This window comes from Paramagnetospirillum kuznetsovii, from assembly GCF_003284725.1.
Lineage (GTDB): Bacteria > Pseudomonadota > Alphaproteobacteria > Rhodospirillales > Magnetospirillaceae > Phaeospirillum > Phaeospirillum kuznetsovii.
In genome coordinates this window covers 1-13,157 of record NZ_PGTO01000026.1, presented here as the reverse complement: position 1 = coordinate 13,157, position 13,157 = coordinate 1, and the positions used below count along the sequence as shown (strand labels likewise).

21 protein-coding genes are annotated in these 13,157 nt (G+C 63.8%); all 21 read right to left on the bottom strand.

Features of this window, described 5'->3' with window-relative positions; translation table 11 throughout:
- Nucleotides 1–18 precede the first annotated feature (18 nt).
- The 21 genes from CU669_RS18955 to CU669_RS21475 all read right to left on the bottom strand — a co-directional run bounded on the left by CU669_RS18955 (nt 19) and on the right by CU669_RS21475 (nt 13,053).
- A complete protein-coding gene (locus tag CU669_RS18955) occupies nt 19–258 on the bottom strand; it encodes a hypothetical protein (RefSeq protein WP_239988794.1) in 240 nt (79 codons plus the stop codon).
- Between the two features lie 50 nt (nt 259–308).
- Entirely contained in the window at nt 309–473 is a 165-nt protein-coding gene (locus tag CU669_RS18950; RefSeq protein WP_112147165.1) for a heavy metal translocating P-type ATPase metal-binding domain-containing protein, read from the bottom strand.
- On the bottom strand, nt 470–958 hold the full coding sequence (locus tag CU669_RS18945; protein ID WP_112147164.1) for a TlpA family protein disulfide reductase: 489 nt from the start codon (nt 956–958) through the stop codon (nt 470–472). Before CU669_RS18945 ends, CU669_RS18950 begins: the two co-directional genes overlap by 4 nt.
- The gene (locus tag CU669_RS18940) at nt 955–1,992 is read right to left on the bottom strand and encodes a hypothetical protein (RefSeq protein ID WP_112147163.1); all 1,038 of its coding nucleotides are present in this window, start codon (nt 1,990–1,992) and stop codon (nt 955–957) included. Before CU669_RS18940 ends, CU669_RS18945 begins: the two co-directional genes overlap by 4 nt.
- Complete coding sequence (locus tag CU669_RS18935) at nt 1,992–2,669, bottom strand: ABC transporter ATP-binding protein (RefSeq protein ID WP_112147162.1); 678 nt, start codon at nt 2,667–2,669, stop codon at nt 1,992–1,994. Before CU669_RS18935 ends, CU669_RS18940 begins: the two co-directional genes overlap by 1 nt.
- A complete protein-coding gene (locus CU669_RS18930; protein WP_112147161.1) occupies nt 2,666–3,799 on the bottom strand; it encodes an ABC transporter permease in 1,134 nt (377 codons plus the stop codon). The genes CU669_RS18935 and CU669_RS18930 overlap by 4 nt, the downstream gene beginning before the upstream one ends.
- Complete coding sequence (locus CU669_RS18925; protein WP_112147160.1) at nt 3,796–4,092, bottom strand: hypothetical protein; 297 nt, start codon at nt 4,090–4,092, stop codon at nt 3,796–3,798. Before CU669_RS18925 ends, CU669_RS18930 begins: the two co-directional genes overlap by 4 nt.
- Nucleotides 4,092–4,280 (bottom strand): hypothetical protein, encoded by a 189-nt coding sequence (locus CU669_RS18920; RefSeq protein WP_112147189.1) that lies wholly within the window; start codon nt 4,278–4,280, stop codon nt 4,092–4,094. Before CU669_RS18920 ends, CU669_RS18925 begins: the two co-directional genes overlap by 1 nt.
- Before the next feature lie 49 nt (nt 4,281–4,329).
- Nucleotides 4,330–4,686, bottom strand: coding sequence for a DUF2946 family protein (locus CU669_RS18915; RefSeq protein WP_239988793.1), 357 nt, complete (start codon nt 4,684–4,686; stop codon nt 4,330–4,332).
- 86 nt (nt 4,687–4,772) lie between these two features.
- Nucleotides 4,773–5,003: a hypothetical protein gene (locus CU669_RS18910; protein WP_112147158.1), complete on the bottom strand. Its 231-nt coding sequence runs from the start codon at nt 5,001–5,003 to the stop codon at nt 4,773–4,775.
- A 67-nt stretch (nt 5,004–5,070) separates the two neighbouring features.
- Entirely contained in the window at nt 5,071–5,637 is a 567-nt protein-coding gene (locus CU669_RS18905) for a nitrous oxide reductase accessory protein NosL (protein WP_112147157.1), read from the bottom strand.
- 13 nt (nt 5,638–5,650) lie between these two features.
- A complete protein-coding gene (locus CU669_RS18900) occupies nt 5,651–7,981 on the bottom strand; it encodes a TonB-dependent siderophore receptor (protein ID WP_112147156.1) in 2,331 nt (776 codons plus the stop codon).
- Between the two features lie 106 nt (nt 7,982–8,087).
- The gene (locus CU669_RS18895) at nt 8,088–8,903 is read right to left on the bottom strand and encodes a FecR family protein (protein WP_161539721.1); all 816 of its coding nucleotides are present in this window, start codon (nt 8,901–8,903) and stop codon (nt 8,088–8,090) included.
- Nucleotides 8,896–9,483, bottom strand: coding sequence for an RNA polymerase sigma factor (locus CU669_RS18890; RefSeq protein ID WP_112147154.1), 588 nt, complete (start codon nt 9,481–9,483; stop codon nt 8,896–8,898). Before CU669_RS18890 ends, CU669_RS18895 begins: the two co-directional genes overlap by 8 nt.
- 88 nt (nt 9,484–9,571) lie before the next feature.
- The gene (locus CU669_RS18885) at nt 9,572–9,994 is read right to left on the bottom strand and encodes a DUF2946 family protein (RefSeq protein ID WP_112147153.1); all 423 of its coding nucleotides are present in this window, start codon (nt 9,992–9,994) and stop codon (nt 9,572–9,574) included.
- A gap of 35 nt (nt 9,995–10,029) precedes the next feature.
- A complete protein-coding gene (locus CU669_RS18880) occupies nt 10,030–10,806 on the bottom strand; it encodes a metal ABC transporter substrate-binding protein (RefSeq protein WP_112147152.1) in 777 nt (258 codons plus the stop codon).
- A 33-nt stretch (nt 10,807–10,839) separates the two neighbouring features.
- Nucleotides 10,840–11,118 carry a hypothetical protein gene (locus CU669_RS18875; RefSeq protein ID WP_146747792.1) on the bottom strand — a complete coding sequence of 93 codons (279 nt, stop codon included), beginning with the start codon at nt 11,116–11,118 and terminating at the stop codon, nt 10,840–10,842.
- Between the two features lie 96 nt (nt 11,119–11,214).
- On the bottom strand, nt 11,215–11,580 hold the full coding sequence (locus tag CU669_RS18870) for a DUF2946 family protein (protein ID WP_112147150.1): 366 nt from the start codon (nt 11,578–11,580) through the stop codon (nt 11,215–11,217).
- Complete coding sequence (locus CU669_RS18865; protein WP_112147149.1) at nt 11,581–12,315, bottom strand: Crp/Fnr family transcriptional regulator; 735 nt, start codon at nt 12,313–12,315, stop codon at nt 11,581–11,583.
- Nucleotides 12,316–12,421: 106 nt separating this feature from the next.
- A complete protein-coding gene (locus tag CU669_RS18860) occupies nt 12,422–12,760 on the bottom strand; it encodes a DUF2946 family protein (protein ID WP_112147148.1) in 339 nt (112 codons plus the stop codon).
- Between the two features lie 137 nt (nt 12,761–12,897).
- Nucleotides 12,898–13,053: a hypothetical protein gene (locus tag CU669_RS21475; protein WP_161539720.1), complete on the bottom strand. Its 156-nt coding sequence runs from the start codon at nt 13,051–13,053 to the stop codon at nt 12,898–12,900.
- Between the last annotated feature and the right edge of the window lie 104 nt (nt 13,054–13,157).

The following is a 13,157-nucleotide window of genomic DNA, read 5'->3' as shown; positions in this document are numbered from 1 at the left end:
CCTTCAAAAGGATCAGGATTATTCCTTGGCCTTGGCTTCCTCGGCCTCGCGGGTCTCCTCGACCAGATCGGCGAGGTTCTCCTTGGTGTTCAGCACCAAGTCCTTGCCCATATCGCTGGCCTTGGCCACGGCGGCGACGATCTCCTTCCGGTACTTGAAGCCGAGATAGCCGATGGCCACACCGGCGCCCAGCATCACCACCGGGCTGAACAGCAAACGCCCGAACAGACTCCGTCCCGCCACATATCCCACAGCCATAACAGCCCCCTTTCCCAGTTCATGTCCAAGATGGTTGGTTTCATTGCTCATCATTTTTCGCTCCCCTTATCCTTGACGGCATTCGGGTTCAGCATCACCCAGATGCCTCGGCAGCCTTCGCAGCAGAAGGCCATATCCTTTTCCCCGGCCTTCAAGTGTATTCCGTCCTTGGGCACCGGCAGCCCGCAAAGGTCGCAAGTCTCGGGTGTGCTCATAGCAACTCCTCCACCTTGCGGCGGAAGGTGGCCTCGTCGGTCTCGCCCAGGATGCGGCCCTTGATCTTGCCGTCGCGCCCCACGAACAGGGTCATGGGCAGACCGGTGACGCCGTATGCCCTGGTCACCTTCGAGCCGGGGTCCAGCAGCACCGGATAGGTGACGCCCAGTTTGGTGATAAAGCCCTCGATGTCGCCCTTCTCCTGCCCGGCATTGATGGCCAGCACCTCGAAGCCCTTGTCGCGGTGTTGGGTCCACACCGTCTGGATGGTCTTCATCTCTTCCTTGCAGAACGGGCACCAAGTGGCCCAGAACCGCACCACCACCACCTTTCCAGCCAGTTGGGCGGGATAGTCCATGGCGCCGTCGGTCAGGGTGGCCAGCTTGAAGGCTGGCGGCGCTTCGCCCACATGAGGAGCCTTGCCGCCCGAATCGTCGCAGGCGGCGAGCAGCAGCAGGACGGCCAACAGGCGGAACGCTCTCATGGCTGTCCTCCCGACAAGATGAGATGAAGGGGCGATTGCTCGATCAGGATCAGGTGCGAGCGCCAGATCAGCCAGATCGTTATCGCTCCGAACAGGCCGAAACCGGTCATGGAGGTCTTGACGCAGCGGCGCATGATCCGGGGCGCCGCCTCGGCCAGGCTGGGGATGCGTGCCGCGGGCTGGGCGATCCCACCGGCCAGACCCAGGGCGGCGGCGGCGAACAGCGGGATATAAAGCGCATAGCCCACATGGCCGTACTCGCCCTTCAGGATGCAGAACGGGCAGTGATGATGCGGCAATTCATAGACATAGACCGAGATGGCGGCCACCACCGCCTCCAGGGAAACGGCGAAGGCGACCAGGGACGCAATGGCATAGACCACGCCGCCCTTGCCCGAGGACAACACCCGCCGACCGATCAGCATCACCAGACCCAGTATCGCCGCCAGGGCGGCCAGCGCCGCCTCGGGCGCCACGGCCGCCAGCTTGTCGCTGGTCACCTGGGTGGAGCCGGAAAACAAGGTGGAGCAGCACGACGCGATGACGTCGGCACGAAGGCCCAGGAAATAGGCCAACTGCACCCCGGCGGCCCCGGCCAGCACCGGCGCCAGGGCGATCAGGGCGCCGTACTTCACCCGCACCAGCGGATAGTCGAAGCCGCGCGAATCCACATGGTTCAGCGCCAGCCATCCGGCGGCGGCGAAGAACACGAGGATTTTGAGATACAGGGTGGGAAAGCCGAAATCGTTGACGTTCAGCGTTCCCACCGCGCACATGGCGCCGACGAACAGGCTCGCCATGCGGTCGGCGTTGAACACGAACAGAATCAGCGAGGCCAGTTCGGACAACAGCACCACCACCAGCAGGGTGGAGACCAGATAGGTCCGCTTTTCCATCTCCAACTGGCGTTCCGAGCCGCTGGCGGTGTCCCACGACCGCAGCACCCGCACCGCGAACGGCACCGAGGAGGCGACCATCAGGGTTCCCACCAACGAGGCCAGCAGCAGGGCAATGATGGCGGGCTGGAACAGCATCAGCGGGTGTCCACCAATTGGCCGTCACGCAGGCTGACCACATGGTCCACCACCTCGGTATCGCAGACCAGGGGATCGTGGCTGGTCATCAGCACGGTCTTGCCCGAGGCCTTGAGGGTCTCGACGATGCCGAGAAACTGCTTCGAGCGCTCGCTGTCCAGATTGGCGGTGGGCTCGTCGGCGATCACCACCTCGGGGTCGTTGATCAGGGCGCGGGCGATAGCGACGCGCTGGGCCTCGCCGCCCGACAGCCATTCGGCATTGGAATGAGCCTTCGGCCCGATATCCAGGCTGTCCATCAGGGCATGGGCGCGGGCGGAAAGCTCGGTGCGGCAGCGGCCCAGCGGATAGGCCGGAACCATGACGTTCTCCACGGCGCTGATGCCCTTCAGCAGGTTGAACTGCTGAAACACGAAGCCGAAGGTGGACCGGCGGATATCGGTGAGGAAGCGCTCGGGCAGGCCGGAAATGTCGCGGTCGCGCAGGCGCACCCGCCCTGTGGTGGGCCTGGCCAGACAGCCGACCAGGGTCAGAAGCGTGGTCTTGCCGGAGCCCGAGGGGCCGCGGAACACCGTTACCTTGCCAGCCCTGACGCTGAGGTCGATCCCCTTCAAGGCCCAGAACTCGTTGGGCTTGCCTTGGTTGAAGGCTTTGCGGACGTCGGAAAGATGGATCATCGCATCACCGTATCGGGATCGACGATGGCGGCCCGCCAGATGGGCACCACCGTGGCGATGGTGTAGGGAAACACCGTGAAGAAGAACAAGGTCGCCACCTGCAATTCATCGACGAAGGGGGCGAGCCGGTATTTCGGGTACAGCACCGCCCAGCCCTTCAGCACCGGCTCGAACAGCCCGGCGCCGAAATGGAAGACGTGCAGATAGGCCAGCAGATAGCCGATCAGGAATGCCGACAGCGACACCACCATGCCTTCCAGCATCTTCAGGCGGATGACGTCGCCGGTCTCCCAGCCCACCGCCTTCAAGATGCCGATCTCGCGCCGTTCTTCCGCCGACAGGCCGGAGGCCTTTTCCCAGGAAAATATGGCGAAGGCCAAAATGGAACCGGCCAGCAGCACCAGCAGCATGCCCTCGCGCCAGTCGAACACCGATTCGTAGGTGCGCAGGATCTCGTCCCGCAAGATGATGCGGGTGTCGGGCAATGCCGCGTCGATCTTCTCGGCGATCTTGGTCACCTCGCGCGGGTTGCGGACACTGATGGCCAGATCGGTGAACAGGCCGGGCGCGATGCCGAACAGGCGGCGGAAATCCTCCTCCGCCACCAGGAACAGGTCGGCGGAGACCAGGGCGGAGTCCCGCGAGATGGTCTTGTCCACCTTGAACTGGACCAGGGCGCCATCATGGGCGCGGAAACTCATCAGATCGCCGGGATCGGCGCTTCTGGCCCGGACCACGCCGTCGCCGATCACCACCTTGCCCGGTTCGATGCGGGGATTGGTCGGCACCATCAGGGTGTAATTGGCGGCGGCGGCCGGGTCGAACAGATAGCCCCACAGCCGTCCCTCCGCCGATTGCACCCCTCGCACCCCCTTGATGGCGTCGAGATAGCGGGCGGGGATCAGGTCATGGCGGCCCGCCACCATGCGCTGGACCAGCACTTCCGGGCTCTTGGCCAGGACGGTGGCGGCTTCGCGGCGGATGGCGTGGGAGAACAGCATCACCGAGGCCAGCACGAAGACGATACTGGTATAGACCGCCATCATGCCCAGCGTCTTGCCCCGCCGCCGCGATAGCGACGACAAGGTGAAGTCCAGCAGGTTGCGTTGCTTGTGCAGCCAAGGGCTCATCCGGGATGTCTTTTCAGCATGGGCGGCGGCAGCAGCGAGCCGGTGGGAAAGTGATCCAGGGCGAAGGGATGGTCCTGAAAGGCTGAATGCAGGTCGGCCTGGCTGGGGTGGCGGGTGTAGCGCGCCTCGGTGAACAGGACGAGGTCGGTCAGGCCCAGGCGCTCCACCATATCGGCCTTTTCCGCTAATCCCGGCTGGGCCTGGCGCAATCCCATCACGGCATCGACGAAGCTGGCGCCGAACAGCCCCAGCAGCGCCGCCCATACGATCAGGAACCCATCGGATTTGCGCATCAGACCCGGGCCGCCGCCTTCATCAGGACGACGCGCAGCGCGCCGGTGAGGCTTGGCCCCACGCCGATGCTCTGCGACAGCGCCGGAACCAGGATCAGCGAGGCCACGGTTAGGCCGGTGCCGATGAGAAGCGAGCCCAGGCCGACCTGTTCGGTCTTGGCCACACTCTTGGAGGTGGGATTGGTCATGATCGGTCCTTCCATTTCACATGAGCCGGGGGCATCGGCCCCCTAAGGATCAGGAAAGGACGGTGGGTGGACCGCGTGGGGTATGGGATTGACCGGCAAGGCGTTCCGCAACCGAAAGCTCGAGCGGAATCGGAGCGATGATCAGCCCGCTTAGCCGGGGGACGGCACTCATGTCCTGGGCTGGAGCCAGCAGCTTGGCGCCCACATGAATCTGGCAGAACTGGCAATGGTCGTGGCTGGCCTGGGCCGGTGCCGGAACGCTGTCGGAAGACGGGGAATGGCAGATGGATGCCGCCAGTTCCTGATCCACGGACAGCGCCGCCTGGACCGGGGCAAGGGGAAGCAGGATTTGCAGCGCCAGGGCAAGCACTCCCACCCAGGCGGCGAACCGCTTGGCTGGTGCCATTCTCTTGCCCTGGGTCGGAGCCATCAAACCTCGTCCGCTAAAGACAAATCTAATTTAGCACACCCGCTGTCTGGGAGTCACCGCTCTCATCCCGTGCGCCGTGCCGGGTCGTTGGCGTAAAGAGTGACATGCCAGTAGGACAGGCCGAGCAATGCCACCCCGGCCACCACATGGGCCAGCCGGGCCTTGTGGCCGCGCAGATAGCCGGTCAGCACCAGCGCCCCCATGGCCGCGGCCATGCCGGTCTTGGCCAGCGAACGCTGGCGTTGCAGGCGCTGACGCCGGATGGCCGGTGGTTTGGTCACGGATTCGCTCATGACGGGTTGCTCCCCAGGTGCTTCATATCACGTTGGGGCTAATTCAACCTGAAGCGAATGATCCTGGTCAAGTCGGTGGTTGAGCGGCCTTGTGCCGGTTCTCCTCCCGTCGCCGTCGCCCCATGGTCATTGCCTCCACCAGATGGGAGTAGGCCAATTTCAGGGCGCCGTCGAAATCGCTGAGTTCACCGTCACCCCTGGCCGCTTCGGCCGCAAGCCTGGAGGCGAATGGTGTCTTGGGCACTTTGGTCATTACCGCCCGGTGGTCGCCACCGATGACATAGGTGGCGAATTCGGCATTGACCAAGGGCTTGATCTCCTCGCCCGATCCATTGTCCGGGGCATAGATGATCCTGGCCCCGCGACGGAGGTTGACCATCAAGGAAACCGCCGCGCAACGAAGCGAGCATGTCCCCTCCGCCGTATCATCCTCGTAATGGATCAGGTGGCGGCTGAAGTGCCATTGTCTGCGGTTCATGCCGCAATAGGGGCATTTCAGGTATTTGTCGAACTCGTTCTCCAGCGGCGTCAAATCCGGGATGGGCGGCGCCCCATCGCCCGTTGCGGCCATGGCGGGGATGGTAAAACTGGAAGCCAGGGCCGTACCAGCGATGAGAAGATGGCGACGTCTCATGTTATCGTTCCACCTACATGGCTGCCCGGATGGAAAATGTGACGCTTCTGGGTTCTCCATAGAAGTTGTTGGTGGTGCTGAGAATCTTCGACCAGTAGATCGTATCAAAGATGTTGTTGACTGTCAGGGTCGAGGATAGGTTATCGCTGAATTTATAGCCGATCTGGCCATCGACGACCGTATAAGCTTTCTGATTCAGATTGTGGCTGGTTCCCCAGGTGTGGCTCTTGGCGATGATGCCGGACCCGACACTGAATCCATCCAGAGCGGCGCCTTCGGGGAAGGTGTAGACGCCCCAGGCCTTGAGGCTATGGCGCGGCTCCCAGGTGCTGAAGGTCGAACCCTGGTTATTGGGGTCGTTGACATATTGGGTGGTCAGATAGGTGTAGCCGGCGGTCATCTTCAATTCCGGGATCGGGCTGCCGGCCAGTTCAGCTTCCCAGCCCCGGCTTTCCACTTCACCCGCCGCAATCGAATATCCGGTATTGTTGGGATCGCTGACGGCGCGGTTGACGTCGCGCATGAGGAAGACGGCGACCGTGGACCGCAGCGCACCGTCCATATACTCGTTCTTGACGCCCATCTCCGTTTGCCAGCCAGTGCGGGGCGGCAGGACTGAGCCGTCTGCCGTCAGCGACGTCTGCGGGGCGAAGATATCGGCATAGCTGGCGTAGATGGACGTCTGCTTGGTCACGTCCAGGACCGCCCCGCCATAGGGGGTGAACTCGTTGACGGCCTTTGCTCCCTGGCTCCAGGTGTTGGCCCAGGCCGACGAGGTCATGGATCGGCTCTTGGAATCGAAGGTGCTGACCCGGCCGCCGACGATGAGCAATAGCGGGTCCAAGACCCGGAAGCTCAATTTCCCATACTCTCCGTACTGGACGGTGTGGGTCATGCTCCCACGGGTGTGCTGCAGGCTCGGCTCACTGGTAACGGTGCTGGGAAGATTGAAGATGTTGACGCCGGCCACCGTCTTCGCGGTTTCATAGGTGCCGTTGCTGTCGAAAGACTCGATATTGGCACCGAAGAGGGCGGTATGTTCCCTGCCGAACAGGGTGAACGGGCCGGTGATGAAGGCGTCTCCGGCAAGCCGCTCGTACCGATAGAACCGGTCGCGAATGGTGTAGGTGGCGGTGTCGTTGGCGGCGTTCACCGAGCCGGGATAACCATCCTTCCAGCCCAAGGTCTGTTCGCGCCAACTGCCGGTAACCTTTGCGTTCCAGTTGTTGCCGAGTTTGTGCTCACCCTGCACCTGTTCCTCATGGGTTTGCCAGGCCATGTTGCTCCATTCGGCCATGGGGTTGGCGGAGCGGTTGAACGCGATGGGACTGAGATTGGAATAGACCGGCAGACCGTAGAACGGGGTGCTGCGGTCTTCCTGCAGGGTGGCCGAATAGCTGAAGGTCCAATCCGGATTCGGCTCATAGTCCAAGATGCCGTACAGCATCCATTTCTTGGTGTGGGCGTGGTCGTAGAAGTAGTCGCGATCATTGTCGGCAAAGACCAACCGCCCCCGCAGGGTCTTGGACTCGATCAGCGGCCCGGTGACGTCCACCATCCCGCGAAGATTGTTCCAGGAACCGACCGAGGTCGTGGCCTCGGCGGAGAACTTGTCCTTGGCATGCTTGCGGACCATATTGACCGAGCCGCCGAAATCACCGCTGCCCTGGAATACGCCCGAGGGGCCGCGCATGACCTCGATCCGCTCATACATGGCCAAGTCCAGTTGCTGGTATCCCGACAGCGAGCTATAGGCTGGCACGCCGTCATACAAGACGTTCATGGCGTAGCCGCGGGAATAGTACTGGCTCTGAGTTCCATCATTGGGACGGGTATCGATGCCGGTCGCCCAGTTCATGGCGTGGGACAGGTCGGTCATGTTCTGATCGTCCATCTGCTCGCGCGTGATGACCGAGACCGAATTGGGGATTTCCCGGATGGAGGTCGGGGTCTTGCCGCCGACTGTCGCGGTGGACGGCGCGTAGGGCTTATCCCTTTTGGCCGTGATGATGACCGGGTCGAAGACGGTGGTTTGCCCGACTTTGATGATGGTGAAAGTCGCGTCGGCGGTCTTGCGGAGGTCAAGTCCACTGCCGTGCAGGATTTTCCGCAGGGCTTCCTCGGCGGTGAAACTGCCCTTGACCGCCTCGCTTTTCAGGTCGCGGACCAGATCGGCGGAATACAGCAACTGGCTATGGGATTGAGAGGCCAGTGTTTCCAGGGCCGAGGACAGGCTTTGGGCGGGGATCTCAATGCTGACTTTCTCGTCTTTGGCCCAGACCGGCGGCGTCGCGAGAATTGCCAAGATTGCGGTTGTGACCCCGACCCTACGCACGCGAACCATGATCTCTCCTCATCGCCGTTCTGGTTGCCGCACCCTCCGACAAGGCGGGGATGTGCAGGTAAAACGGATGGAGAGGACGCGTCCTCAGGTCGGTGGATGAAAAAATTCAGGGACGGGCCGTCAGGGTCACGGCGGCGCCATCACGCCGGACGCGGATTGGCAAGGCCCGCTCCAGGGTTTGGAGAACGCCTTCGGGATCGTCGATGCGGAAGCTGCCGCTGACTTTCAAGTCGGCGATGGTTGGGGTTGCCACCCGGACCGGTTCCGGCCGGTAGCGCGACAGGCGCTCGGCAACAACGGACAAGGGGGTATTGCGGAAGACTATTCGTCCGTTCCGCCAGGCGGTGGCCTCGGCCTCGTCGGGCATGGCGGCCGGGACGATGCCGTCCTTGGATATTTCGGCGGCATGACCAGCATCGAGCATTGCCGGGAGCATGGCGGAGACGATCTCGACCCGGCCTTCAAAGACGGCAACGCCGATACTCTCCCTTCCCGCTCTGACCAGGAAGCGGGTGCCCAAATCGGTCACGGTGGCCGTTCCCGACCGAACGACGAAGGGGTGGGCGTCATCATGGATCACATCGAAGACGGCATCGCCCTTCAACAATCGGGCTTCGCGCCGCCAAGGAGCCAACGGAATCTCAACGACGCCACCGGCATCGAGATGGATGCGGCTGCCATCGCCAAGTGCCAGGATCGTCGGAGCCGTCTTTCCGGCGGCAACCTCGCGCCAGCCGAACTGGCCGAGGAGGGCCGCGACGGCGACACAGCCTCCGATGGCGAGCAGCCCGCCAAGCCGCAAGGCACGGCGTCGCCGACCACGGCGCTTCAGGGCGTTGATTTCCCCGGCATAGACCGAGCGAAGGACTCCGATCTTGCTGGCAATGATGTCGTCGGGCCGAGCCATGGCGCTATCAAGCATCGGCGACTGCCGGGCTGTCAATATGATGGGCAAGTTCCGCCCGAAGTTGTGTTTCGGCGCGGGCCATGTGCTTTTCAACCATGCTGCGCGAGATTCCCAATGTCCGGGCCACCTCGGCATGGGGCATACCGTCCAGTCGGTGCAACAGGAAGACTTCGCGGCAACGGGGTGGCAATCGGTTGATGGCATCTTGCACCTGCTGCAAACCCTGGCGGTCGGAGCAGAGAGTCTCCGGACTGTGGGGTGGCGGCCCCGCGCAGATTGGCGCGGTCTGGCCGCCCATCTGCCGCCGCCGAAAGCCTTCTGATCGGGCGCTATCACGGATGATGTTCATGGCGATCCGGGCCAGAAGCGCCAAGGGATTGGCGATGGTGCGGTCGGCATAGGCGTTCAGGAAGCGGATGAAGGCTTCGTGCAGTACGTCTTCGGCGTCGGCAAAGCTGCCCAGTCGGCCAGCCAGGGCGGGACGCAGAATAGCTCTGCTTCGGGCGTAAAGGCGCTCCGGCGAAGTTTCCGTGTCAGACGAGTCGGCATCCCTCGCATCCAGATCGGGATGCCGTGGGGCTACATTGCTCCGCATGGAGCATCCTCCAGGTGACGTCGCCGGACATTTGATGCTTTTGTCCGGCCTTTCCCGGCATGAGCCGGGGGCGGCGTTCAGCGATCAGTCACGAAACAGGAGGTGCCTGGGGCGATGCTGCTCCGGCAAGGCGAACCGGTGGTGCGTGGGTGGGGGATGAGGGAAGGATCTTCTCCGACCTGGCCAGATCCGTTCTGTCGAACGCGGTGGTCGCAAGGGTCTGCGCCAGCACATGGCCGTGCAGCAACGGCAGGCAGAAGACACAAGGGCCGACATGATCTTTCGCCGGGGTGGCGGGGATCGGAAGGCCGTCTTCGCCCAATTCGACCATGCCGCCAACGGTACAAATCACCATGTGGTCATCGGCGGTGGCGATGATGGCCGGAGAGATTGTCGGCGCGACCGCCGCTCCGGCCAATTGCAGGGTCAGCACCACCAATGCCAGCCAACAGCCAAGCCTTTTCAGAAGCGGCTGCGCTGGGTGTGGCTGGATGCTGCGGATCCTGATCATGATGGCGCTACTCTGCCGACGGGTTCTGCATGAAGTCAAGGCGCCGCCGATGCCACCTTGCGGTTCTGGCAGGCGAGCAAGGCATCGCGGGCGCCGTCCATCAACTGACCGTAGAGGGCCGAGCCGGGGGCGAGGTTGAAGCCGACCGGGTCGAAGCCGTTGCGGGCGCAGCCCTGCTGGGCCAGATTGAACCGCCATTCCAGATAACGCAGATCGCTGGCCCCCACATGGAGCGGGGTTCCGTCCGGGGTCTTCAGCGCCACATGGATGGAATGCTCCACATGATGCAGGTCGTGTATCAGGGCGATCTCGTTGTCGAGAATCCGGTCGGTGGCATTGGGATACAGCCGGACCAGCGTGGGGACCATCATATGGACGGCGTGGTGGACCAGTCGGGGGTCAAGCCAGAAGCGCAGGTCGTGGCGGCCGCTGGGCCGGTCGGGATTGCCAGCCGTGGTGATGGGCAGCATGGGGATCTTGTCGGATAGGGTCAGCAGCCGGTTCGACAGGGTGGGCTGGACCATCTCGGCCTCTGCGATGGCGCCTTCCAGTTCGGCTCCGCTCCACACCACCAGATCGGCTTGGCGCAGGGCCTGAATCTGGGTGGCGGACAACTCGACCAGATGATCGGCGACCCGGCCGGTCATGAGCAGTTCCGGCTTGGCGACGCCCTGGAGAAGCCGGGATACCAGGGAATGGATCGGTGGCAGGCTGGCCACCACCCGCGGCTCGGCGGCCAGGGAGGTGCTGGCGCTCGAGAGCAGCGACAGGGCGGTCAGGGTGGCAAACAGGGCGAGCTTGAATTTGAGCATGGTGATGTCCTGTGTCAGGGGGAAATCGGGAGGTCAGCCAAGACCGGCGCCGCACAGTCGGGTGATGAACATTCCGTTGGCCATGAAGGCGAGGAAACCTTCGTCGATCCTGGCGGTTTGGGCCGCCCGGCTGACTTGGCGGGCAAGCTCTGGGGTGGTGGGAAGAAGAGCGATGGGGGGCTCGGCGGGGACGTCGCCTAGATCCTGGAGAACCTGAACGATTTTCCAGGCTCGACCTTCGTCGGAGGCGGAGATGACGCTGTGATGCCGACCATCGTGGTGCAGGCTCCACAATTGGGAGGATGTGGTCATGACTTTGGTCCTGATCCTGGCGCGTGCCATGACGGCGCGCGCGATCCAATGAGCCCGCCGTTCAAGCGGCGGGCATGACGATTTGGAACCTGGGGATCAGGCGAGAGGAGGAGCCCGTGGCCGCGCCGCGCCGGGCGGAAGGGTGAGGATGGTGGTCCGGCTCCGCTCGCCCCCATAGGCGGCCAGAACCAGGGGCTGGGGCCGCTCAATGATGAACTCGGGCGCCAGCGCGGTGCCGCCAACATGGAGCAGCGGCAGGCAGAAGGCGCAGAAGCCGCCATGGTCGGATCGGGGGGTGCTGGGCTGTCCATTCGAATCCAGCACCACCATGCCGCCGGCGGTGCATACGACGATCCGTTCGCCGTCAATCCCGGCCGCTGCCGATCCCGGGGCGAGCAAGGAGCCCGCCAGGATGTTCAGCAACAGGATGATCAGGGACAGCCAGCGGATCGCCCGGATCACTTAGCGGGCGCCCTTCATCACCGAGCGCGATTGGGCGAACCGGCCCAACGCCGCCAGATCGGCGATACCGATCCGGTTGCCGTCGAAGCTGACACCCACCGCCTTCAACTTGGGCAAGACCCGCGACGAGAACGTCTCCGGCCGCACGCCCACCCAGCCCGCCATGGTCTTATGCATAGCCGGTAGGGGAAGGGTGACGGCGCCTTCGTCCTGGCGGGCCATGGACATCAGCAGCCGGGCCAGCCGCTGGGCTGGTGGAACGGATTTGAGCGCCGCCACCTCGGCCATCAAGGTGGTCAGGCGGCGGAAGACGTGTTCCAGGATCGAGCGGTCATCGCGGGTGACCAAGGCCGGGTCGATGGCCATGACTTGGCTGACGATGCCGGCCCGCGCGTTGACCAGGCGCTGGTGCCCCAGGAAGGCCTCCTCGCCGAAGCACTCGCCAGCCTGGACGATGCCGATGACCGTGCTTTCGCCGCCGGAAAAGGCCGAGGCGGACAGCACCACCTCCCCTTCGAGCACCAGATATAGGCTGTCGGATGCGTCGCCCTGGCTGAACAGGGGGGCGCCATCGTCCTGGAAGCGGATGGACACCATGGCGAGAAGTTCCGCCATGGGCCGTTCGGCCAGGGGGGCCAGGACCGGAATACCGGACAGAGCGGCCAGAATGGTCTGCTCGATGCCCTGGGAATGCGTCACCGCCGAGCGGCGGAGCGGGGAAGTGGAGATATGCATGTGTCCCTCGCCATCCGTGATCCGGCGGTCGTGCCGCCGGTCAAAAGGAAAGGCGGACCAGCCGCCGTCCCCATCGGAATCGGGGATCGGACGGCACCGCCGTGGTTCAGGAGGGAATGGGAGGAGCGCGGGAGCGGAAGCTTGCCGCGGGGGCGGACTCCGGCGTTCCGGCCGCCGGGGCGGCGACCAGACGCGAGGGGGCGGCAACGATCAGGCCGAAATGGGTTGCCGGTGGCGTCAGGCCGAGGCTGGGCTGCAGCGACTGGCAGAGGGGGCAATGGGAGGCAGCGTCCTCATGGGCCGATCCGGCTTCCGTGGCGGTCTTGCCGGAGGCGGAGCAGATGGAGGCGGCGCCGATGACGAAGGAATCGGCGGCCTGAATCGGGGCAAAGGCGAAAATTCCCTGAAGCAGCAGCGCCAGGGCCGCGACAACGCTCCAGGCCATGCGGCCTGTCGAGGTGTGTCCGGTTTTTGCCCTGCTCACCAATTCGGCTTTCGCTTTCGATTTATGGAGGCGTTCTCAATGAACGCAGCCGGGGGCCGTCCAAGTCAAGAACCAACGCCCCATATATGCCATGCGAATTAGAAATTGAAGAACAAGAATCCGGCGACGGAAGCGACCGCCACGGCGACTGCCGCGACCTGCTTCCAGCCCATGGCGCCCTGTCGCCACATCAGGATCGCGGTGCCGATGATCATGGGGCTGATGACCAGCAGCCCGACCTGCTTCTCGTTCATGTGTGGACGGCCCCTGCGTTGCAAGGGAAATGTGAAGCAGGCACCACCGGTCTGGGGCAGTCATGTGTCCGGCCTGTTTGCGCGGCATACCTGGCCGCTGGCCA

What these genes read in the sequence shown, in the direction of transcription:
- CU669_RS21475 (WP_161539720.1), bottom strand. Translation starts at nt 13,053, where the DNA reads ATGAACGAGAAGCAGGTCGGGCTGCTGGTCATCAGCCCCATGATCATC.
- CU669_RS18865 (WP_112147149.1), bottom strand. Translation starts at nt 12,315, where the DNA reads ATGCATATCTCCACTTCCCCGCTCCGCCGCTCGGCGGTGACGCATTCC.
- CU669_RS18860 (WP_112147148.1), bottom strand. Translation starts at nt 12,760, where the DNA reads ATGGCCTGGAGCGTTGTCGCGGCCCTGGCGCTGCTGCTTCAGGGAATT.
- CU669_RS18955 (WP_239988794.1), bottom strand. Translation starts at nt 258, where the DNA reads ATGGCTGTGGGATATGTGGCGGGACGGAGTCTGTTCGGGCGTTTGCTG.
- CU669_RS18890 (WP_112147154.1), bottom strand. Translation starts at nt 9,483, where the DNA reads ATGCGGAGCAATGTAGCCCCACGGCATCCCGATCTGGATGCGAGGGAT.
- CU669_RS18930 (WP_112147161.1), bottom strand. Translation starts at nt 3,799, where the DNA reads ATGAGCCCTTGGCTGCACAAGCAACGCAACCTGCTGGACTTCACCTTG.
- CU669_RS18875 (WP_146747792.1), bottom strand. Translation starts at nt 11,118, where the DNA reads ATGACCACATCCTCCCAATTGTGGAGCCTGCACCACGATGGTCGGCAT.
- CU669_RS18895 (WP_161539721.1), bottom strand. Translation starts at nt 8,903, where the DNA reads ATGCTTGATAGCGCCATGGCTCGGCCCGACGACATCATTGCCAGCAAG.
- CU669_RS18940 (WP_112147163.1), bottom strand. Translation starts at nt 1,992, where the DNA reads ATGCTGTTCCAGCCCGCCATCATTGCCCTGCTGCTGGCCTCGTTGGTG.
- CU669_RS18900 (WP_112147156.1), bottom strand. Translation starts at nt 7,981, where the DNA reads ATGGTTCGCGTGCGTAGGGTCGGGGTCACAACCGCAATCTTGGCAATT.
- CU669_RS18935 (WP_112147162.1), bottom strand. Translation starts at nt 2,669, where the DNA reads ATGATCCATCTTTCCGACGTCCGCAAAGCCTTCAACCAAGGCAAGCCC.
- CU669_RS18920 (WP_112147189.1), bottom strand. Translation starts at nt 4,280, where the DNA reads ATGACCAATCCCACCTCCAAGAGTGTGGCCAAGACCGAACAGGTCGGC.
- CU669_RS18915 (WP_239988793.1), bottom strand. Translation starts at nt 4,686, where the DNA reads ATGGCACCAGCCAAGCGGTTCGCCGCCTGGGTGGGAGTGCTTGCCCTG.
- CU669_RS18885 (WP_112147153.1), bottom strand. Translation starts at nt 9,994, where the DNA reads ATGATCAGGATCCGCAGCATCCAGCCACACCCAGCGCAGCCGCTTCTG.
- CU669_RS18910 (WP_112147158.1), bottom strand. Translation starts at nt 5,003, where the DNA reads ATGAGCGAATCCGTGACCAAACCACCGGCCATCCGGCGTCAGCGCCTG.
- CU669_RS18925 (WP_112147160.1), bottom strand. Translation starts at nt 4,092, where the DNA reads ATGCGCAAATCCGATGGGTTCCTGATCGTATGGGCGGCGCTGCTGGGG.
- CU669_RS18905 (WP_112147157.1), bottom strand. Translation starts at nt 5,637, where the DNA reads ATGAGACGTCGCCATCTTCTCATCGCTGGTACGGCCCTGGCTTCCAGT.
- CU669_RS18945 (WP_112147164.1), bottom strand. Translation starts at nt 958, where the DNA reads ATGAGAGCGTTCCGCCTGTTGGCCGTCCTGCTGCTGCTCGCCGCCTGC.
- CU669_RS18950 (WP_112147165.1), bottom strand. Translation starts at nt 473, where the DNA reads ATGAGCACACCCGAGACTTGCGACCTTTGCGGGCTGCCGGTGCCCAAG.
- CU669_RS18880 (WP_112147152.1), bottom strand. Translation starts at nt 10,806, where the DNA reads ATGCTCAAATTCAAGCTCGCCCTGTTTGCCACCCTGACCGCCCTGTCG.